Below are 21252 nucleotides of genomic sequence, written 5' to 3'. Positions count from 1 at the left end.
AGTGGTGGTGCTGCCGCTACTGCTTCCGGTCGATGCGGACGCAGTCCCGGTCGATCTCCTCGCCCTTCGGTCAGCGGCCCTTCGAGGTGGTGGGGACAACCGTCACCGTGACGAGCAGGTCGAGTACGGCGCGACGGCGGCCGACGCCGGATCCGGGACGCCGACCAGCCGCCCGGCAGATCAGGCTGCGTGCGAACGGACGCGCGGTCTCGACCTGCCGTCCCTGGTGCTCGATGACCGGGCAGAACCCCGCCAGGTGGGCGGTTCACGTCGAGCGGCCCGGCATCCGGCGGGAGTGCAGGCCGGGGGTTCGAGACGCCGGCCGGGCGCTACCTGCCCGACTTCCTCCTTTGCGAGCCGCCGCCAACTCGAGGCGGGACTGGCAGCCGGCCTAGTTGTTCTGCAAACTACGCGAGCGCTGCACTTCCGATTTGCCAACGACGACAAACGGATTCGAGGTCACGATGGGACAAGGTGCGCCGTCGACTCGTGAGATGACGGTCGTGCTGGACGGATACTCCTACCTGGAGTGTCCGCGGTGGCATGACGGCCGGCTGTGGGTCTCCGACTTCTACACCAACCAGGTTGTGGCGACCGACGGTCGCGGTCACGTCGAGGTCGTGGCCGAGGTGCCGGGCCAACCTTCCGGGATCGGCTTCCTTCCTGACGGACGCACGCTCATCGTGTCGATGCGTGATCATCGAATCCTGGTGCGCGATGAGTCAGGGTCGCTCACCGAGCACGCCGATCTGTCCGGCGCGGTCTCGGGGGTGCTCAACGACATGGTCGTCGACGATCGCGGACGCGCCTACGTCGGCAACTTCGGCTTCGACCTCATGGGCGGGGCCCCGTTGCGTTACACCACGCTCACGCGAGTCGACACGGACGGGACTGTGGCCACCGTGGCCGACGACCTGGGATTTCCGAACGGCATGGTGATCCTCGGCGGGAATGTGCTGGTCGTCGCCGAGACGTTCGCCGGGCGGCTGACCGCGTTCGACATCGCGGCGGACGGCGGACTGAGCAATCGGCGCGTGTGGGCCCAATTCGGTGAACCGCCGCAGACCGAGGACGTTGGGGAGGCCGTAGAGCAGCTCCAGGTCGGCCCTGATGGCATCTGTGCAGACGCAGAGGGTGCGATCTGGGTGGCTGACGCCCTCAACGCCCGCGTGATCCGGGTGCAGGAGGGCGGCGAGATCCTCGACGAGATCTCGACCGGGCTCGGGGTCTTCGCCTGCATGCTCGGCGGCGACGACGGCTGCACCCTCTTCTTGTGCACGGCTCCTTCCTTTCCCGAGCACGAACGCCGGCCGGTTCGCGAGGCGCAGCTCATGGCTGTCCGTGTTGAGGTTCCCCACGCAGAGCTGCCCTGATCGTCGACCCCCGCACCCGTATTCGGTGCTACCGACCGACGGTCCGTAGCACCCTTCCGATCTGTGGAATGGAGGCTCCTCATGGAGGTGTCTTGCGCTTTTCCGACTGCACTGGACTCCCCTGACAACATTGCTCTGGCCGAGCAACTCGGATACGCGCGAGCGTGGGTCTACGACACGCCCCAGCAGAGCCCGGACGTATGGATGACCCTGGCGCTGGCCGCTGAACGAACCGAGCGGATCGGTCTCGGTCCCGGTGTCCTGGTTCCCAGCTTGCGACACCCGATGGTCAACGCTGCGGCCACCGCCACCCTCGCCGCGCTCGCTCCGGGTCGTGTCTCGATCGCCTTCGGCACGGGGTTCACCGGCCGCCGCGCGATGGGATACCGCGCCATCACATGGGCCTACATGGAGTCGTACATCCGCGCGTACCGCGGGCTGTTGCAGGGCGAGGTCGTGGAGTGGGAGGGGGCGCAGATGCAGATGCTGCATCCCGATGGGCATGCGCCCGCACGCCCGGTCGACGTCCCCATCCTGGTCGGCGCGCTGGGTCCCAAGGGCCACAAGGTGGCCAAGGAACTCGGCGACGGGCTGTACGTGACTCTTCAGCTGCCCCCGTTCATGAACGAGTACTCGTGGGTGCCCAACCTCGTGTGGGGCACGGTGCTCGACGAGGGAGAGGCCACCGACTCCGAACACGCGCGGCTCGCCGCTGGACCGGGGTGGGCGCTGGCCTATCACGGGGCCTACGAGTTCGGGGGGCCTGCTGCCGTGCGTGACCTGCCGGGCGGCGCGGAGTGGATGGCCGTGGTGAACCGGACTCCGGACGAGCGACGGCACCTCGCGGTTCACGCGGGTCACTGCGTCGAGATCGGTGAAGCCGATCAAGCGGCATGGGACGCCGGCGGTCACGCGATCCTTCGGGACGTGACGATCAGCGGTACTCGCGATCAGGTCAGGCATCGCCTCGACGAGTTCGCCTCGAAGGGCGTCACCGAGATCGTGTTCCAACCATGCGGGCCCAACCCCCGGGCCGAGCTCGAGAGGTTCCTCGACGCAGCGACCGCCTGACAGGACCTTCGCTCCGCAGTCGTTGCCGTGGTCGTCACGGCCGGCCGGTCGGAACGCCCAGGCTCCGCTGAAGACCGCGCCGCGCTCGGCGAGCCGTTGCTCGACCTGCGCGGCGGGCCCGGTGCGGACAGCCGTGACGATCCCGGAGCCGGCGAAGTGGCCGGTTAACCGGGTGGGGCGACGGTCGCGTCCGCCTGATCCGCGCGCCGAAGCGCATCGGCGATGAATCCGCCGGCTTTCAGCTCCTCGATGAAGGCCCGGAGGAACTGGACGGTCTCCGGGCCGCGGGTCCTGGTCGTGCCCATCGCCTGCCGGATCTCCATGAACCGACCCTCGATCAGACGAAACTCGGGGTGGTTCCTGACGTACTCGAGCATCGGCTGCTTGATGCCGGCGGCGACCTCCAGGCCCAGGTCACGGAACACGTCGACCCCGTCGTCGACGGGCACCGTTCGCGCGTGCTGGAGGGTGCGGGACAGAAACAGGTCATAGGCAGAACCCTCGTTGACGCCGATACGCACCCCATCACGATCGACGTCCGCCCTCGTCGAGATGACCGAGTCCCGGGGCACGACGAACACTCCCTCGATCACGACGTACGGCGCGGTGAAAGCGACCTCTGCCTCCCGCACGGGCTCGATGGCCAGGAAGCAGATGTCAGCCCACCCCGCTGCCATCGCCTCGAACGACTTCCGCGCCGCATCGAAGCAGACGAGCTCTACCGGGAGCCCCAGCCTCGAGCCCAACTCACGCGTGATGTCGACCGTCACGCCGGTCGGCGCCGTCGGCGTCCCCTGGACCAACACCGGGTTACCCAGATTGATCGCGGCCCGCAGGGTGCCTGTGGGCGCAAGATCCTCGGCGATGGCCGCAGGCACGATACTCATGGAGACGATCCTATGGACGATCCCCGAGGACCGAGGAGCGCAGGCGCGGTCTGAGACCTCCCCCACCACCGAGCCGCGATAGCTGTTCTCGCACTGCGCGTACGACCGTGTGACTCCGATCGCCACCGACCTCGCGGGCGGCGCGGTCATGCTCCCCGGGTGACGTTCGTGACTGTCATGCTCGTGAGGTCTCCGCGGGGGCGCCGTGTCGCTTCGGTTGCGGTCCTCGCAGACCCCTCGAACTGCGAGGACCGCATCCGCCGCCGGAGCACGGAGGGCGGCCACCGACCGCGTCCTCGGCCGCGCCAGCACGGCACGGGTTCGGGCGCCGCCGTGTCGGGGCCCTCACCCCGGCGGACATTCCGAAAAGAAGATGGGACGAGTCGTCAGGTAGATGCTGCGGATCCACACTCTCAATAGAGCCTCGGTTAGTTCTGACGCATCGTGCCGCGGGCCCGAGTTCGCACAGACCGCCAGCGTTGCGCGTTCGTTCATCAGATTGAGAGACATTGCCAGCTCCTCGGGGCATATATCTGACGGAGCCGCTCCCCGCTGCTGCTCAGCACGAATACGCCGGGCGGCTCGATCAATCCAGTACTCGACCATCCCGTCCCACGCCTGCCGGATTTCAGGACTCGATTCTCGCATCTGGTTGGCGGCAACAAAAACATTACGATTACGCAGGATTGCCGCCAGTGGCGCTCCGATCGAGTTGCGCCACACCACCACCGGATCGTCGGATGCCAGCTGGTCGATTCGCGCCTTGTACTCTTCGACAACTTCATCGAGCACTTCACCGAAGAGCGAGACGAGCGCGGCTTCTTTCGAGGAAAAATAGAAGTAGAAGCCTTGCCGAGTGATCCCTGCACCCTGGACCAGGTCACCTATCGAGATATCGTGGATATTCTTACGGTCAAGGAGCGTCCACAGGGTGGAGACTATTGCTTTTTCGCGGTCCGCGCCCGACGGACGTGGGACGCGCGATCGACGCCGTTGTCCACTTTGACCTGTTATCTTCATCAGGGCCTCCAAGGGCGCGCTCCGCATTGTGCAAATATTCGGCCCGCGCGCTCGAGCGCAAACAACGACTGTCATACACAGGCGGGCCACCGATCATCGCCGCAGCCCGAACTTCGAGGCAAACGCAAAGAGGCGCTCGATGAGCATTCAAATATCAGTCCGATACGGCGCTTGACCTCCGGGCTGATCGCCGGCGTCGACCTCGTCGCCGGTTGACAGTGTGTCAACCTGGTTTGCGGGATGTCAAGTACGGACGCTGCCATTCTCAGCCGTCGGCGAAAAGTGGGTTATGGCTAGCGCGGATGCCCTTAGGGGCCGTTGCTGTTATTACCCTACGCGTTGTACGAGGTGGGCGATTTGGCCGTAACGCACAGACAAATATCCAGCCAACGCCACCTCCCGCGCAAACCATCCCGCAGAAGATGTTTCACGCAGGACGTCGAACCGCTCGAGCTCTCCGATGCACCGGCGACATCATCATGATTCCCATAGGGCTCGGCCCTCCTCATCTCGTCGGCCCTCGACACCCGAGATACGTTACACTCCATGCGTGTAACGTTTGTCAGGAGGCAGTCCGCCGACTCCAGAGAGGAACATCATGGCTACTCAGCGGCCGACACTCGTTCTCATTCAGGACGCCTGGCACCTCCCGTCCACCTGGGATCTGCTACGCGGAGAGCTCGACGCCCTCGGCCATGCCGGCCGCACGGCGTAGCTGCCACCACCAGCCCCGACCCGGGTTGGGGCCCACGATTACCGACCAGGGCGCGCAGCGGGCCGGGCGCCGGCGTGGCGTGGCGCCCGACATGATCCGGCACGATTTCGCCTCCCGCTCCGCTGGGAGTGTTTCCGACAGGCCAGCGCCCTGCGCCCGAACTCCGCCGGCGACATCGCGCGAGGGACTTCACGATCTCTTCGGCTGTCTGGGCCCAGATGAACGGGCACGGGCGGGTGTTCCACGCACGGATATCGGCCTCCAGGACGGACGCTCATTTTCTGGTCGCTCAGGAAGCCGACCCACGTGCGTCTCCCCAGTTCCGATCTTCTGATTGCCACTCATCAGAGAAGTGTGATCCGGCCCCGTCTGGTCATTCTTGGACGCTCGACGGACCTGCGTGACCGCGTGGAGTCAGGGGGTTCCGGTCCGGTTGTCTTCGCTCCGAAATATTCGCACTAGCAACAGGAGGTATGTCGTGAGTATTGACGATTCGTCCCTGCCGCCGGTCCTTCCGGAGGATGCTGCTGCCCTCGGTGCCGCGGTGGCAGGTTCGGTTCTACTGCCGGGCGACGCGGGATACGACGACGAACGCGCCGTCTTCAACTTGAATCACGAACTGGCGCCCGCGGTGATCGTGGTGGCGGAGAGCGCCGCCGACGTCCAGGCCGCCGTCGCTTTCGCGGCGGGGCAGCACCGGCCTGTCCTGGTGAAGACGACCGGCCACCAGATTGTCGGCAAGGCGCACGGCGCCGTCGTGATCGCGACCCATCGGATGAATGACGTGGCCATCGACGAGGTCAGCCGCACGGCCCGGGTCGGCGCCGGAGTGATGTGGTCCGAGGTCATCCCGAAGGCGGTGAAGGCCGGGCTGGCTCCGCTGAACGGGTCGAATCCCACGGTGGGAGTCACCGGCTACACCATGGGCGGCGGCCTCAGCCCGACCCTCGGCCGTTCCCAGGGCTACGCCGCCGACCATGTGCGTTCGCTCGAGGTGGTGACCGCGGACGGCGAACTGCGCCACGTCGACGCTCAGTCCGAACCCGAACTGTTCTGGGCGCTGCGCGGCTGCAAGGGCAACTTCGGTGTTGTCACGGCTCTGGAATTCGACCTGTTCCCGGTGCCCCGCCTCTACGGCGGCGCCATCTACTTCCCCGGTGAACGGATGGCCGACGTGCTGCGAGCTTGGACCGCCTGGCTCCCGGGCACACCGGAGACCATGGTCTCCTCGTTCGCCGTGATGCGCCAGCCACCGGTGCCCGAAGTGCCCGAACCTCTGCGCGGCGCGTTCGTGGTGTCGTTGCGGTTCGCCTACAACGGCACCGCCGAGGACGGCGAGCGGATGATCGCGCCGCTGCGGGCGGTGGCTCCGACAGTCCTGGACACCGTGCGGGACATGCCCTACACCGAGGTCGCGTCGATCCACAATGAGCCGACCGACCCGGTGCCCTACTACGAACGGGGCGTCATGCTGCGGGAGTTCCCCGCCGAAGCGCAGGACAAGCTGATCGAGCTCGTCGGCCCGGACTCCGACGCCACTCTGGCGGTCGCCGAACTGCGGGCCCTCGGCGGGGCGTGGGACCGGGAGCCGGCGGTGCCCAACGCCGTGGCGACCAGGGGCCTGCCCTACAGCCTGTTGGGCGTTGCGGTGGGTCCGCTGCCGGAGGAGCAGCAACTCAAGAAGTCGGTCGCCGCGCTGCTCGACGGCATGGAGTCCTGGCGAGGCGACCAGCGGCTGGTGAACAACCTCGCGCCGGACGAGGCGGCCGACGCCGCCGCGATCTACGGCCCGGAGCGCTACGAGCGTCTGGTGGCCATCAAGAAGACCTACGACCCGGCCAACATGTTCCGGCTCAACCACAACGTGGTGCCGGCCGCCTGATCAGTCATTGGCCGGCCGGGCGGGGGCCGGATGTGATCGATTCGCCGATCGTGTCCGGCACCACCGTTCTCGAGGAGAACCAGTCCTGCCCGTCGCAGCCGGATCGCCTGGTCAGCCGTCTCCACGCATTCCCGCCCGGTCGGGGTGAGACGGCAGAGCCGCGGACGCGGTAAATCGGGAGAGGCACGGCGAGGCAGCCAACGGCTTCTCGAGCGTCGAGATGGGTCATCGCGGCAGCGGCAAGGAGGGCAGCATGAAGTACGGGGTCTTGAGTTTCGTCACCGATCAGGGGATCGGACCGGCGGTTCTGGGCCGGGCCGTGGAGGAGCGCGGGTTCGAGTCGCTCTTCGTGCCGGAGCACACCCACATCCCCGCTTCCCGCCGAACGCCCTTCCCTGGGGGCGGCGAACTGGAGACCGTGCACTACCGGGTTCTGGACCCGTTCGTCGTGCTGACCGCCGCGGCAACGGTCACCTCCCGGCTCGTTGTGGGCACGGGTATCGCGCTCGTGACGGAGCGCGACCCGATCAGTACGGCCAAGGAGGTCGCATCCCTCGACCTTGTCTCCGGAGGTCGGGTCGCCTTCGGCGTCGGCGTGGGCTGGAACCGTGAGGAGATGGAGAACCACGGCACCGATCCTCGGACCCGCGGCCGCCTCATGGACGAACGCGTCGAGGCCATGCGCCGGATCTGGACCGAGGAACAGGCTGAGTTCCACGGTGAGTTCGTGAACTTCGACCCGATCTTCTCCTGGCCCAAGCCCGTGCAACAGCCGCATCCGCCGATCTACTTCGGCGGCGGTGAGGCCACCTTTCCTCGCATCGCTCGCTTCGGCGCCGGATGGCTCCCCAACGTGGAATCGCCCGACGCTCTCGCGCCCCAGCTCGCGAAGCTCCGAGACGCGGCCGGTGCCGGCGTCCCGGTCCGGGTGGGGCACATCGGCCCCAAGGAACCGGAGAGCATCGCGGGCTACGAGGCGCTGGGCGTGGAACAGGTGACGATCGGCCTGCCGACGGCACCCGAGCGGGAGACCCTGGAGTCCCTGGACCGGCTGGCCGAGCTCGTCGCGAAGGTCGGGTAGGACCCCGGCGGGACGTCGCCGCTGCACCGTCATCGCGCTGGTCGGCGGTCCCGCCGCCGCGGGCTCGACCGCCTTCACCGCCGCTCGCTGCCGAGGAAGATCGCGTCTCCTGCCGCCGTGACCCAGAGCCCGTACTTGATCACCGACGGCGCCGGTTGGTGGCCTCGGCCAGATCTTCTACGACGTGGACGGCGGTGGGGACCTTGTAGGTGGCGAGCCGGCGCTTGAGTTGTCCCCTCAGTGCGTCAGCTGTCATCGGTTCGTCCGTCACGACGTAGGCGGTGACCGCCTCACCCCATACCGGGTCGGGCACACCCACCACGAGAGCGTCGCTCACCCCGGCCACGGCGAGGAGGGCGTCGCGCACCTCGTCGGGATACACGTGGAACGAACCGGTGTTGATCATTCCGTCGAGCCGGCCGGTCAGGTGCACGTAACCGCGAGGCGTCCGCACCGCGGTGTCGCCCAGGCTGCACCACCCGTCGGGATCTGCGAATGACGGGGAGACCATCGCGTTGCGAGTGCGGATCTCGCAGCTGGACGCGGTTGCGGGCACCGGATGGAGTTCGATCTCCACCTGTTCGATCGGTCGCCCGCAGCTGCCGACGATCTCCGTGTCGCCGCGGAGGACTCCGTCATGGTCGAGACCACTCAGCACCGTCAGGGGCCACCCGGCCTCGTACCGACCGTAGAGCTGGCAGAGCGCAGGTCCGAACACGCCGATCAGCCGCCGCAAGGCGTCGGGCTCGACCGGCGCGCCCCCGTACAACACCCGCCGCAGTGACGGGAGGGAGCATTCGGCCGGGTCCGCGGGGCTGGCGCGCTCCAGATGGTCGGCGATCCTGGTGAGCATGCCCGGCACCACGAAGGCCGTGGTGACGTGGTGACGTCGGATCGCCTCGATCGCCGCAGCGGCGTTGAACCGTGGAAGCATCACCTGCGGCAGGCCCAGGTGCAGGAACGGGAAGCTTCCGACCATGCCGGTGGCGTGCATCAGCTGGACGACGGTCAGGTAGCACTCGTCCGGTCCGAGCGTCGGTCCATAGCCACCGCTCTCGTAGAGCTCCCGGTTGATTCGGATGATCGACCGCCAGTTCGCGTAGCTGGTCGGAATGCCGAAGAGCTCGCCCCCGCGCACCGCCCTCGGATACACCACGAGCGGTGCGGACTCCTCGACCCAGGTGTCCGCACGCCGTCGCGGGCCGTCGAGCGGCCGGTCGACGGTATGAACGAGGGTCGCGTCCGAGAGAGGGCTCCACCTCGGGATCCTCGGGTCGGTGGCGGGGACGTCGTTGCGGTCGTCGTCGGTGACGACGACCCGAGCACCACCGGCTTCGTAGATGGCCCGGGCTTCGGCCGGAGCGGCCGACGGTTCGACCGGAAGTCGCGTGGCACCGATCAGCTCTGTCGCGATGAAGGCCTCGAGGGCCGCGGCGCTGTTGCGGTAGGACAGCCCGACGACGCCGTGTTCCAGCCCGAGATCGGCCAGGGCGCCGGCCAGGCATTCGGCGTGCTCGAGCAGCTCGGCGCCGGTTCGAGCGGCCGATCCGTCAGCGCTGAGCACCAGGACGGTGTCGGCTGCGCGATTCAACGCCTGACGGATCTCCTGCCCTGCCGCCATCATCGTCGCGACCATGGCAGGCCCTCCTCACAGCGCGGGTGCACATCGCCCGTCGCTTCCCGCCGGAGTCGGCCGAACTCGTCACCGAGGGCCTCGACGGTCCAACTCCTGTTCAGGCCACTCGGGTTCGGGAGCACCCAGACGCCGGTGCCCGCAAGCGTGAGCGTCTGACGGCCGATCACCGCGCGAGGCATCCTGAAGGCCACCCGGAACGCCGTGATCCCGAGGAATCCGAGCCACGCGGGACGGGTTCGGATCAGCAGGTCCGTCAGCCGTGGCACGTTGCCCACCAGCTCAGCAGGGCTGAGCTCGTCGGCTCGGGCGGTCGCGCGAGCGACAAGCGCGGTGATCCCCAGTCCCGCGCGCGGGAGCTTCCACTGCTCCTCGGGCGCCAGCACGGTCGGGGTGAAACCCGCGAGATGCAGCGCCCTCCAGAATCGATTTCCGGGGCGATGGAAGTGCAGTCCGGTCTCGACCGTGCTGAGCCCGGGATTGACGCCGCAGAACAGCACCGACAGAGGCGGATCCGCCTCTGTCGGCAGGAGATCCACGATGGTGGTTCGCACGGTACGTCCTCTCGGAGCCTCATTTGACCGGTAGGTCAAATATACCTACCATCAGTGCATGGCTGGACGACCACGAGAGTTCGACGACAAGGCCGCAGTGGACGCCGCCGTGGAGGTCTTCTGGCGGAAGGGTTACGCCGCCACCACTCCCCAGCAGCTCGCCGACGAACTGAGCATCGGCAAGGGGAGCCTTTACAACACCTTCAAGAGCAAGGCGAACCTGCTCTCCCTGGCCCTGCACCGGTACAGCGATCGCAAGCTGCAGGCCCTCGACGACGAACTCGACGCCGACGGCCCCGTGCGCGACCGGATCCGCTCCGCCCTTGCCATGCTGGCAGGCATCGGGATCCATCGTCGCGGATGTTTCGCCGTCAACTCCGTCGTCGAACTGGCAGGCACCGCCGGCGACGCGACGACGGTTCCCCAACAGCTCTTCGATCGCATCGAACAGGCTTTCAAGGACGCGATCGTGCGCGGCCAGCAGAGCGGCGAACTCGCTGCCGATCGCGACCCCGCGGTCGAAGCCAGCCTCCTGCTCTCGGCAGTGATGGGGGCCAGCGTTCTCGCCCGCTCCGGCGCCGACGCGGAACGGCTGCAGAGGGTCCTCACCGGCGCCGTCGCGAGCCTCTAGCGCTCGCTGCGGCCACGGATCAGCCGTCTCCGCGGACGACCGCGGCGGCGCCAGACCCTCGGCATGCGTGCGCCGCTCCGTGCTCGTCACCACTGACCTGCCTCCAATTATTGACCTCAAGGTCTAAAATAGCCTACCGTCCTCGCGCCGGCACGTCTCAGCGCGTCCCAGGCTCCGGCCACAAGATCGACGTGGACGCGATGGAAGTGGGCGACCGGCTGTGTCGATCAACGTGACGGGTTCGGACACCAGCAGCGCGTGGCCACCGGAGTTCGGCGTCAACGAGTGGATGCTCGATGAGCTCTACGACAGGTTCGTCGAGGATCGCCACTCCGTCGACCGGTCGTGGTGGCCCCTCCTCGAGGCTCACGCCGATCAGTCGAAGCCGGCACTCTCGACGCCACATGAGGTGACAACCGGCACCACTGCGACCCGCGCCGCCGACGAGCCCAGCGGCTCCGACGACGACACCCGTGTCGAACGGATCCGTGGTGTCGCGCGCAGCCTGGTGTCGTCCATGGAGGCGAGCCGGCAGATCCCGACCGCGACGAGCGTCCGCACGATGCCCGCGAAGCTCCTGATCGACAACCGGCTCGAGATCAACGAGCACCGCGTCCGCACCCGACGCAGCAAGGTGGGTTTCACCCATCTCATCGGCTGGGCCGTCGTGAAGGCGGTCACGCGGTACCCGGCCCAGAACGTGCATTACGAGGAGCTCGATGGCAAGCCGTCGATCGCCACTCCCCCACACCTCAACCTCGGGATCGCCGTCGACGTCGCACGGCCCGACGGCGCGCGGACGTTGCTGGTCCCGAACATCAAGGCGGCCGACTCCATGGGCTTCGCCGACTTCGTCAGGGCCTACGACGACATCGTCCACCGCGCCCGAACCGAAGCGCTCACGGTCGCGGACTTCGCCGGAACGACGCTGTCGCTCACCAACCCCGGCAGCATCGGGACCCAGCACTCGGTGCCGCGACTGATGCCGGGCCAGGGCTGCATCATCGGGGTCGGGGCACTCGAGTACCCGGCCGCCTTCCAGGGCGCCGACGCCCAACTCCTGGCCGATCTCGCCGTCGGCAAGACGATCACGCTGACCAGCACCTATGACCACCGGGTGATCCAGGGCGCCTGGTCGGGCGAGTTCTTGGGCATCATCGAAGACCTGCTCCTCGGACGGCACCATTTCTACGAGGACGTCTTCACCGCGCTCCGCATCCCCTACGCCCCGATCCGCTGGGCACGCGACCTCGAAATCGGGCCCGACAGCGGCGCCGACAAGGCGACGCGGATCCAGGAGCTGATCCACGCATACCGGGTCCGCGGGCATCGCGTGGCCGACGTCGACCCACTCGAGTACCGGCAGAAATCACGTCGGGACCTCGACATCGCGGGCCATGGCCTGACCCTGTGGGACCTCGACCGCGAGTTCGCCACCGGTCTGCTCGGCGGCGAACGCAGGCGGATTCCCCTGCGGGGCATACTCCGGGTGCTGCGGGACTCCTACTGCCGCACCGTCGGCATCGAGTACATGCACATCCAGGATCCGGCCCAGCGGGAGTGGCTCCAGCGGCGAGTCGAGTCGCCGGTCGAGGAACCTTCGCACGACCAGGTGCTGCGCATCCTCGGGAAGCTCAACGAGGCCGAGGCGTTCGAGACGTTCCTGCAGACGAAGTACGTCGGCCAGACCCGCTTCAGCCTCGAGGGCGGTGAGTCGACCATCGCTCTGCTCGACGCCGTCGTGTCCTCAGCCGCACACGCGGGGCTGGAGGAGGTCGCGATCGCCATGGCGCACCGCGGCCGGCTCAACGTGCTGGCCAACATCGCGGGCAAGACCTACGGCCAGATCTTCCACGAGTTCGAGGGCAGCGAGGACCCGCTGGCAGGCGAGGGGTCCGGTGACGTCAAGTACCACCTCGGCACCGAAGGGACCTACCGCGGCGCCGCGGGCGAGTCGATCGCGGTGACCGTCGCCGCGAACCCGTCGCACCTCGACGCGGTCGACGGCGTGCTGGAGGGGATCGTCCGGGCCAAACAGGACCGTCACCCCATCGGCTCGTTCCCGGTGCTGCCGATCATCGTGCACGGCGACGCGGCCATGGCCGGCCAGGGCATCGTGGCCGAGACCCTGCAGATGTCGCAGCTGCGCGGCTACCGCACCGGCGGGTCGATCCGGGTCACCATCAACAACCAGGTCGGGTTCACCACGCTGCCCGGCGACGCCCGGTCCTCGATCTACTCCACCGACGTCGCCAAGGCCGTCCAGGCCCCGATCTTCCACGTCAACGGGGATGACCCCGAGGCCGTCGTCCGGGTGGCCGAGCTCGCCTTCTCCTACCGGCAGGAGTTCCACCGTGACGTCGTCATCGACCTGATCTGCTATCGGCGCCGGGGCCACAACGAGGGCGACGACCCCTCGATGACCCAGCCTCGGATGTACTCGGTCATCGGCACCAAGGAGAGCGTGCGCCGGATGTACTCGGAGGCGGCACTGGACCGCGGCGCCATCTCCGAGGCCGAGTACGAGGCCACCCAACGCGACTTCCAGGACCGGCTCGAAGCGGCCTTCGCCGAGATGCGCAAGCCGTCGGCCGCGGCCGCCGAGAGCATGGCCGACGGCGATCGCCCGTCACTCGTACAGGAACCGGCCGACACCGGTGCTCCGCTCGACCGGATCGCCCGGGTGGGTGCCGTCTTCGCGAGCCCGCCCGAGGGCTTCACCGTGCACCCGAAGCTTCAGCAACTGCTGATCAAGCGCGAGGAGATGAGCCGCGACGGCAAGATCGACTGGGCCTTCGGCGAGCTGCTGGCCGTCGGCACCCTGCTCATGGAGGGCGTCCCGGTGCGGCTGGCGGGCCAGGACTCCCGCCGGGGCACCTTCGCGCAGCGGCACGCGGTCCTGCACGACTACCAGGACGGACGCGAGTGGAGCCCGCTCGGCGACCTCACCGAGGACCAGGGCCGATTCTGGATCTACGACTCGCTCCTGAGTGAGTACGCCGCGATGGGCTTCGAGTACGGGTACTCGGTCGAGAACTCCGACGCCCTCGTGCTGTGGGAGGCCCAGTTCGGGGACTTCGTCAACGGCGCCCAGATCGTCGTCGACGAGTTCGTGAGCTCCGCGGAACAGAAGTGGGGCCAGCCGTCGTCGCTGGTGCTCCTGCTCCCCCACGGCTACGAGGGCAGGGGCCCGGACCACTCGTCCGGGCGGATCGAGCGGTTCCTGCAGCTGTGCGCCCAGCAGAACATGACCGTCGCGTGCCCCTCGACGCCCGCCTCGTACTTCCATCTGCTCCGACGCCAGGCCCGGACGCGGCCGCGCAAGCCGCTGGTCGTCTTCACCCCGAAGTCCGTGCTGCGGACCAAGGCGGCCAGGAGCGACGTCCAGGAGTTCGTGGCCGGCCGGTTCGAACCCGTCATCGACGACGCGTCGGTGCGCGAACCCGGCCGGGTCGAGCGGGTCGTCCTGGTCGCCGGGAAGCTCTACTACGAGCTCCGCGCCGCGCTGACCCGATCACCCGACCCGCGGATCGCCCTGGTGCGGGTGGAGCGGTTCTTCCCGCTGCCCGCCGACGAGCTCGCGGCGACGCTCGCGCGCTACCCCGGTGCCGAGGTGGTCTGGGCCCAGGAGGAACCGCGCAACCAGGACGCCTGGAGCTACCTGCTCACCGAGACGACCGCGACCGGGTTCAGCTCCTCGCTCCGCGTGATCTCGCGTCCGGCCTCGGCCTCGCCGGCGACCGGTTCCGCGGCCCGCCATCAGGAGGAGCAGCAGAAGCTCGTCTCACGGGTCCTCGACGTCGACGACGCGAAGGGAGCCGGCCGCGCGCGCCGATGAGCGCCGGTGCGGGGCGGTACGGGATCAGGTGGTGCTGCCGGACGACGCGGCGAGTCGCGGCCGGGCGCCCACCCAGCCTGCGACCCGGTCGGCGACGTCGTGCGCGGTGATCCCGAGGGTCGTGAGGATCTCCGTGCGGCTGCCGTGCGCCAGAAACTCCTGGGGCAGGGCGACATCGCGCTGGACGACGTCGACCTCGCCGGCCCGCAACGCGTCGGCGAGCGCAGAGCCGAACCCGCCGTGGTGCCCGGAGTCGGCGATCGTCACCACGAGCGGGTGCGCGCTTGCCATCTCGACCAGCGCGGCCGGCACCGGCAGCACCCACCGCGGATCGACGACCGTCGCGGAAACACCCTGCCGCGCAAGGATGTGTGCAGCCTCGACACCCAGCTCGCCGAGAGCTCCCGCGCACACCACCAGAACCGTCGGCTCCGGCGACTCCCACAGCACGTCGACGCCGCCCGTGCGGTAGAGCGCCGGCAGCGACTCGACGACCGGGCCCTTCGCGAAGCGCACCGCGGTGGGCCCGTCGTCGACGGCCACGGCCTCGGCCAGTTCCTCGCGCAACGTCACTGCGTCGCGGGGTGCGGCCACCCGCATCCCCGGCACGACGCCGAGGATCGACAGGTCCCACATCCCGTTGTGCGTGGGCCCGTCGCTGCCGGTCACCCCGGAGCGGTCCAGCACCAGGGTCACCGGCTCGCGATGCAACGCGACGTCCATCATCAGCTGGTCGAACGCCCGGTTCAAGAACGTCGAGTAGAGCGTGACCACCGGGTGCATGCCACCACGGGCCAGGCCCGCCGCCGAGGTCAGCGCGTGCTGCTCGGCGATGCCGACGTCGATGCAGCGCTCGGGGAACTCCCGCTGGAACGCGCCGAGTCCGGTCGGGTGCAGCATCGCCGCGGTGATCGCCACGACGTCGGGCCGCCGGTGCCCGATGCGCACCATCTCCTCTGCGAACACGTCGGTCCAGCCGAGAGGCTTCGGCTTGCTCGACCGGCCCGTCCCCGCGTCGAACGCCGACGGGCTGTGCATCTGCTCGGTCTCGTCGTTCTCGGCCGGGGCGTACCCGTGGCCCTTACGCGTCACCACGTGCACCACGACCGGCCCGCCGAAGCCACGGGCCCGCGCCAGCGCGGACTCCAGCGCGGCGATGTCGTGTCCGTCCACCGGACCGAGGTACTTCAGGCCGAGATCGCCGAACAGCACCTGCGGGCTGATCGCGTCCTTGAGCCCGACCTTGAGCGCGTGCAGGCCGGCGTAGACGGCGTTGCCGACGACCGGTGCGCGGCGCAGCCGTTGCTTGCTCGCCTCCAGATAGGTCTCGTAGCCCGGCTGCAGGCGCAGGGTGGCGAGCCGGTCGGCGAGGCCGCCGATCGTGGGTAGGTACGACCGGCCGTTGTCGTTGACGACCACCACGACGTTGCGGTCCTTGGCCGCGGCGATGTTGTTGAGCGCCTCCCAGGCCATCCCGCCGGTCAACGCGCCGTCGCCGATCACCGCGACGACGCGGCTGTCCTGGCCGCGCAGCGCGTAGGCGTGCGCGATCCCGTCCGCCCATGACAGCGACGACGAGGCGTGGCTGGACTCGACATGGTCGTGCGAGCTCTCCGCCCGGCTGGGATATCCGGACAGCCCGCCGGTCATCCTCAGCCGATCCCACCCGGTCTGACGGCCAGTCAGCAACTTGTGGACGTAGGCCTGATGCCCGACGTCCCAGATCAGGGTGTCGCGCGGCGAGTCGAAGACCCGGTGCAGCGCGATCGTCAGCTCGACGACGCCGAGGTTGGGGCCGAGATGGCCGCCGGTGCGCGACACCGCGTGCACCAGGAACTCGCGAATCTCGGCGGCCAGGCCCGGCAGCACGGAGTGTTCGAGCCGCTTGAGGTCGGCCGGAGACCCGATGGTGGCCAGCACGTTGAGCGCGCGCGACGCCGGCGTGGAAGTGGCACGGCTCGCACCGCCGGGCGGCGCGTCCGGGACGGCCGCCGGGGATCTACCCGGTGGCGTCCGTGTGCCGGCCGGAGCCGGGGTAGCGTCCACCGGGAGCGGCTGTGAAGCTGTCGAGCCGAATCCGGTCCTCGGGGCGTGCGGGGGCTGCTCCTTGAACTCCACGGACCCAACCTAGTTATTCTTGACCTGCGGGTCAAAGAGCTGGCGTGGCCCGGTACTGCCCGCTGGACGGCGTCCCACCCCTCGCCGTCATACTTGACCCGTAGGTACAGAAATGGCTAGTGTCTTCACCTGACGGGTGATCGGCGCCGGCGACAGCCGGGTTGATCGCCCGGAATCGTCGAACCGTCCGGGTGCCGACCCAACGGACGGCCCCGTTTCCATTCCGTGTCGGTTCCTACAGTTTATTTGTTCGGATATTCGGCCGGGCAGATCGTGCATGCCGCCGACGGATCCGGCGTGCGATGTCGAACCGTCCACCCCGAACGTCTGCTGCCGTTCGGCGGCAGTGCGGACACCCGGCCCGTCGGCGAGGAATTCGCCTCGTTTCGCCGCCTGATGCGGAAGTCCGATGGGCCAACAACAGGAGTTCTGTAGATGTCTTCGTTGTCAGTACCGCGTCCGAGCGAGCCGACGGAAACCCACCGTCGACGATGGTGGGGCCTGGCGGTACTAGCAGTCGCGCAGTTGATGCTGTTGGTCGACACCACCGTGGTCAACCTGGCACTTGCCCCCATCCAGCAGGACCTGCATTTCACTCACCTCGGGCTGTCGTGGGTGGTCAACGGCTACACGCTGCCCTTCGGCGGCCTGTTGCTACTCGGTGGGCGGATCGCTGACGCGCTCGGCCGCAGGCGCGTCTTCCTTGCCGGCCTGGCCCTGTTCGCGGTCGCGTCGGCGATCGGGGGACTCGCCGGCTCGCCGTTCGCGCTCGTACTGAGTCGGGTCTTGCAGGGCGTCGGCGGAGCATTGGTCGCGCCGGCGGCGTTGTCACTGGTGGCGGTGCTGTTCACCGGGCCGTCGGAACGGGCCAGTGCATTGTCGATCTGGGGAGTACTGCGCGGGCTCGGGGCCGTACTCGGCGCCGTACTCGGCGGAATCCTCGTGAGCTATCTGTCGTGGCGATGGGTCTTCTTCATCAACCTGCCCATCGCCGCTATTGCCCTTGCACTCGCGCCTCGCCTCGTGCCGGAGAGTCGTGCCCCTCAGCGAGGACGTCCCGACATTGCCGGCGGGGTCCTGGTGACCGCAGCGATCACCTTGTTCGTCTACGGGCTGCTGGCAGAGGCTGATCACGAGTGGGCGTCGGCCTTCGTGATTGCTCCGGTCGCGGCGGGCGTTCTCCTGCTCGCCATCTTCTGCGTCGTCGAGTCGAAGGTGCTCAACCCGTTGGTGCCACTGAGCTTCCTGCGATCCCGGCGCCGGGCGATCGGCAATCTCGTGTTGCTGTCATACAGCGCGGCGATGGGCGTGCTGTTCTTTTCCATGGCGCTGTACCTGCAAGAGGTGCTGCACTATCCGGCGTTGTGGTCCGGCCTTTCGTTCCTTCCGATCGGCCCGTTCTTCATGCTGACCGGTGGACTGAATGCTCGCCTGGTACCCAGGATCGGCACCCGCCCGGTCATAGTGACCGGCCTCTTGCTGATCACGGCGGCGTTCGCACTGTTTGCACAGGTGGGTGTCGGTGGATCGTACGTGCGGACGGTGTTGATCGGCATGATCCTCTTCCCGATGGGCGCCGGCTTCGCCGTCATCTCTTCCATGATCGCCAGCGTCGACGGCGCCACGGGAGAGGACGCCGGCCTGGCCAGTGGCATCAACAACACCGCGCAGCAGGTCGGCACAGCACTTGGCCTGGCCGCGCTGGTGTCCGTCGGTGACAGCCACACGGCCAGTCTGTTGCGGGCCGGCGTCGACGCCGGCCAGGCGGCTGCCGCTGGCTACGCGACAAGTTTCGCGGCCACCGCAGTCCTGATGGCCGGCACCGCCGTGCTGGCGATGGTCGGCATGGGCGCCGACCGCGACCGCAAATGACCGACGGAGATCACCAGAGCGAGAAGAAGCTGCGCAGCGGGTGCGGATGGTAGGAGTCGAACAGCGCAAAGTTGATGAATGGGGCAGCGGCCACTCCGAGCAGGGCAAAGGTGTGGTTGAGCCTTGTCATCGTCTGCAGGTAACGGCGGTTGCCATCGACGTCGATGGCCTCGTCAGGGGACGGCTCTTGGTCCCCCGAGTCGGGCGGGCCGGCTGGGGGTTCGCGTCGCGTGACCACCGTGCCGACCAAGGCCGCGGCGCCGGTGAGAACCGTGCCGGCGACGAGCACATCCTTGGCCGTCACCATGACCTTCGCGTCTCTGTCGAGGGACCGGCCGCGCAGAGTACGTCGCTCACTCAGCCATCCGGTCGCGATGGCGGCGTTGACGAGCAGTTCGGGTCCACCGGCGGCTCGGGGTCGCCCGCCGCGGGCGAGCGTCGGTCCGCCGAACGCGGCGGCGGCCAAGCCGAGGCGGCCGATCGAAGCTGCCGTGGTCTGCATGATCGTCATCATTGTTACCACCCTTTCATCAGGTGAACAGCCGGAAGATTGTTCCAGGCCGGTAAGAGCGCAATACGTTGAAGTTCACGCGAGGCGTGAAACCGATTGCACCGGCCGCCAGGGCGCGATTGAGAATCTTCAGCGCCATGAACCATTCGTAGTAACGTTTCCCGCGGCGGGAGGCGGCGGCCGCGAGGTTGCCCTCCGCGTCCAGCGGCGGCCCCTGCGGGAACTCCCGCTTGACGAGTTGACTCGCGGCGATAGCGGCGATGTTCGTGAGCGCGGATCCGATGACGGCGAGATCCTTCAGCCTGACCGCATCGTCGGTGGCTTGATCGAGGTGACGTTCCGTCCTCAGGGTGTGCTGCTCGATCAGCCAGCCCCCGACAAGCATCGCGTTCGCCGCGACATCGAATCCGCTCCACAGTCCGCCGGCCCGGGCGCGACCTGTCGCACCGGGGTCGGGAGGCTGCGGACCGCCGACGAAAGCGGCGGCAGCGCCCAACTGATGGATGGATGCCGCGGAGGTCGTGAGCAAACTCATCAGTGCTCCTCGCGTCGAATGTGTGATCTAGAAGTAGATGTCCGTTCACATGCCACGCTATGAATTTTTGACCTGTGGGTCAAGTTTGACGATGGATATTAATCGTGACGGCAGTCACACACCTCAGGACCGCTGGTCGTGACGCCGTAGCCGCCTCCCGGCGTCATCCCGCAAGATCATCGATCTCGCCGAGACTGCGCAGCGAGCCGCGCCGGAAACGGTCACGAGCACCCGTGCCACTTTCGCGGTGATCACGATGGGCCAGCTGTCCCGTCGCTGTTTAGCTGACTATTGCGCACTATGGTCGCTCAATGGAGCTGAGGCAGGTCGAGCACTTCCTCGCGGTGGCGCGGTGCGAAAGCTTCACGGGGGCCGCGCAGGAGGTGCACGTGGTGCAGTCGGCGTTGAGCGCGTCGATCCGCAAGCTCGAGGCCGAACTGGGGACGGCGCTGTTCGAGCGGACCACCCGCCGCGTGGCGCTGACCGAGGCAGGGCGGGCGCTGATGCCACTGGCGCACCGGATCGTCGCGGACGTGGTAGCCGCGCGTGGCGAGATGGCGGCGGTCACGGGCCTGACGAGCGGGCGGGTGTCGATCGGGACGATCCAGACCCTGAGCGTTGTGGACCTGCCGGTGAAGCTCGGAGACTTTCGGGTGCGCTATCCGGGTATCCGGATCCACGTACGTGACGGCACCGTGCCCGACCTCGCGGCCGCTGTCGCGAGCGGTGAGCTCGACCTGGCGTTCCTGGCCGGCGACGGACCCCTGGCCGAGGAACTGTTCGGCTTCGGACAGTGGAGCCAGCAGTTGGTGCTGCTGTGCCACCCGGGCCACCGGCTGGAGCGCCGCCGCCGCGTCCGGCTCGCGGAGCTCGACGACGAGCCGTTCCTCGATTTCAGCGGCAGCGGTATCCAGGCGATGGTCGCCCGCCGTTTCGCCGACGCGGGGCTGCGGCAGAACCGCGTGTGCGAGGCGACGCATATGCCCTTGCTGGTCGAGCTGGTGTCGGCGGGACTGGGCGTGACGATCGTCCCGCAGCCGGTGGCCGAGAAGTCCGGGCTGCCGTTCGCGCGGCTCGAACAGCCCAGCTTCAGCCGCGCGATCCACCTGGCGGGCCGGGGTCCGACGCCGACGAACCCGGCGGCTCGAGCGTTGCTGGCGCATCTGCTGGCGTGACCTGGTGCGGCTTGACGGGCGCGAACAGGAACCCGCACCCGACGAGCGCGAGGGCCATCCCCACAGTGGTGTAACCAACCAGAACGGCGACCACGGCCAGTGCGAGCGATTGGACGCCGAACCGCCGCAGCAGCCGAACGAGGTCGGTGGTCTCGGTGTCCGCCATGGTTCGAATGTTGGCCTCGCGGCAGTGATGAGTCCAACGCACAGTAATGCTGCAATTCAGCTCTCGAATCGCTGAATCAGACGCAGAAGCAGACCAGGCGGTGCTCACAGCCCGACAGCCGATCACCATCCAACGCCGCGCCTCCGACAGCGGAGTCGTCATGATCACCGGAGACTCGAACGTCAAGCAT

General features: G+C 68.1%; 15 protein-coding genes. 8 read left to right on the top strand and 7 right to left on the bottom strand.

The annotated features are described in order from the left end of the window. Positions 1 to 494 precede the first annotated feature (494 nt). Together ACQPZQ_RS16795 and ACQPZQ_RS16790 are read left to right on the top strand one after the other, a co-directional pair. Positions 495 to 1373 (top strand): SMP-30/gluconolactonase/LRE family protein, encoded by an 879-nt coding sequence (locus ACQPZQ_RS16795; RefSeq protein WP_433296725.1) that lies wholly within the window; start codon positions 495 to 497, stop codon positions 1371 to 1373. Positions 1374 to 1454: 81 nt separating this feature from the next. Next, on the top strand, positions 1455 to 2444 hold the full coding sequence (locus ACQPZQ_RS16790) for an LLM class flavin-dependent oxidoreductase (protein ID WP_433296723.1): 990 nt from the start codon (positions 1455 to 1457) through the stop codon (positions 2442 to 2444). A 164-nt stretch (positions 2445 to 2608) separates the two neighbouring features. Here ACQPZQ_RS16790 and ACQPZQ_RS16785 read toward each other — a convergent pair whose 3' ends face one another. Then, on the bottom strand, positions 2609 to 3481 hold the full coding sequence (locus ACQPZQ_RS16785; RefSeq protein WP_433296720.1) for a transporter substrate-binding domain-containing protein: 873 nt from the start codon (positions 3479 to 3481) through the stop codon (positions 2609 to 2611). A 195-nt stretch (positions 3482 to 3676) separates the two neighbouring features. After that, positions 3677 to 4363, bottom strand: a complete 687-nt coding sequence (locus tag ACQPZQ_RS16780) for a TetR/AcrR family transcriptional regulator (RefSeq protein WP_433296718.1) — start codon at positions 4361 to 4363, stop codon at positions 3677 to 3679. A 1181-nt stretch (positions 4364 to 5544) separates the two neighbouring features. Here ACQPZQ_RS16780 and ACQPZQ_RS16775 point away from each other — a divergent pair. Both ACQPZQ_RS16775 and ACQPZQ_RS16770 read left to right on the top strand, forming a co-directional pair. Continuing rightward, complete coding sequence (locus ACQPZQ_RS16775; protein ID WP_433296716.1) at positions 5545 to 6948, top strand: FAD-binding oxidoreductase; 1404 nt, start codon at positions 5545 to 5547, stop codon at positions 6946 to 6948. Between the two features lie 253 nt (positions 6949 to 7201). After that, positions 7202 to 8029, top strand: coding sequence for an LLM class F420-dependent oxidoreductase (locus tag ACQPZQ_RS16770; RefSeq protein ID WP_433296714.1), 828 nt, complete (start codon positions 7202 to 7204; stop codon positions 8027 to 8029). Positions 8030 to 8168: 139 nt separating this feature from the next. Here the strand turns inward: ACQPZQ_RS16770 and ACQPZQ_RS16765 are convergent, their stop codons facing one another. Beyond that, positions 8169 to 9665, bottom strand: coding sequence for a class I adenylate-forming enzyme family protein (locus tag ACQPZQ_RS16765; protein ID WP_433296712.1), 1497 nt, complete (start codon positions 9663 to 9665; stop codon positions 8169 to 8171). Beyond that, positions 9650 to 10216 carry a G/U mismatch-specific DNA glycosylase gene (gene mug / locus ACQPZQ_RS16760; RefSeq protein ID WP_433296710.1) on the bottom strand — a complete coding sequence of 189 codons (567 nt, stop codon included), beginning with the start codon at positions 10214 to 10216 and terminating at the stop codon, positions 9650 to 9652. The genes ACQPZQ_RS16765 and mug overlap by 16 nt, the downstream gene beginning before the upstream one ends. 58 nt (positions 10217 to 10274) lie before the next feature. Here mug and ACQPZQ_RS16755 point away from each other — a divergent pair, with 58 nt between their 5' ends. Both ACQPZQ_RS16755 and ACQPZQ_RS16750 read left to right on the top strand, forming a co-directional pair. Then, the gene (locus ACQPZQ_RS16755) at positions 10275 to 10847 is read left to right on the top strand and encodes a TetR/AcrR family transcriptional regulator (RefSeq protein ID WP_433296708.1); all 573 of its coding nucleotides are present in this window, start codon (positions 10275 to 10277) and stop codon (positions 10845 to 10847) included. A 232-nt stretch (positions 10848 to 11079) separates the two neighbouring features. Further along, positions 11080 to 14685: a multifunctional oxoglutarate decarboxylase/oxoglutarate dehydrogenase thiamine pyrophosphate-binding subunit/dihydrolipoyllysine-residue succinyltransferase subunit gene (locus ACQPZQ_RS16750; RefSeq protein WP_433296706.1), complete on the top strand. Its 3606-nt coding sequence runs from the start codon at positions 11080 to 11082 to the stop codon at positions 14683 to 14685. Positions 14686 to 14709: 24 nt separating this feature from the next. On the opposite strand, the gene dxs is transcribed toward ACQPZQ_RS16750, so the two are convergent. Then, positions 14710 to 16605 (bottom strand): 1-deoxy-D-xylulose-5-phosphate synthase, encoded by a 1896-nt coding sequence (dxs, locus tag ACQPZQ_RS16745; RefSeq protein ID WP_433299251.1) that lies wholly within the window; start codon positions 16603 to 16605, stop codon positions 14710 to 14712. Between the two features lie 633 nt (positions 16606 to 17238). Here dxs and ACQPZQ_RS16740 point away from each other — a divergent pair. After that, on the top strand, positions 17239 to 18675 hold the full coding sequence (locus ACQPZQ_RS16740) for an MFS transporter (RefSeq protein WP_433296704.1): 1437 nt from the start codon (positions 17239 to 17241) through the stop codon (positions 18673 to 18675). Between the two features lie 10 nt (positions 18676 to 18685). Here the strand turns inward: ACQPZQ_RS16740 and ACQPZQ_RS16735 are convergent, their stop codons facing one another. Together ACQPZQ_RS16735 and ACQPZQ_RS16730 are read right to left on the bottom strand one after the other, a co-directional pair. Then, on the bottom strand, positions 18686 to 19177 hold the full coding sequence (locus ACQPZQ_RS16735; RefSeq protein ID WP_433296702.1) for a hypothetical protein: 492 nt from the start codon (positions 19175 to 19177) through the stop codon (positions 18686 to 18688). 28 nt (positions 19178 to 19205) lie between these two features. Then, positions 19206 to 19721 carry a hypothetical protein gene (locus ACQPZQ_RS16730; protein WP_433296700.1) on the bottom strand — a complete coding sequence of 172 codons (516 nt, stop codon included), beginning with the start codon at positions 19719 to 19721 and terminating at the stop codon, positions 19206 to 19208. Positions 19722 to 20032: 311 nt separating this feature from the next. On the opposite strand from ACQPZQ_RS16730, the gene ACQPZQ_RS16725 reads away from it, so the two are divergent. After that, positions 20033 to 20896, top strand: a complete 864-nt coding sequence (locus ACQPZQ_RS16725) for a LysR family transcriptional regulator (protein ID WP_433296698.1) — start codon at positions 20033 to 20035, stop codon at positions 20894 to 20896. Positions 20897 to 21252 lie beyond the last annotated feature (356 nt).

Origin of the sequence: Pseudonocardia sp. CA-142604, assembly GCF_050948475.1 — a bacterium.
Lineage (GTDB): Bacteria > Actinomycetota > Actinomycetes > Mycobacteriales > Pseudonocardiaceae > Pseudonocardia > Pseudonocardia alaniniphila.
Note: the sequence above shows the minus strand (reverse complement) of the source record. Positions and strands in the feature narration are given on the sequence as shown.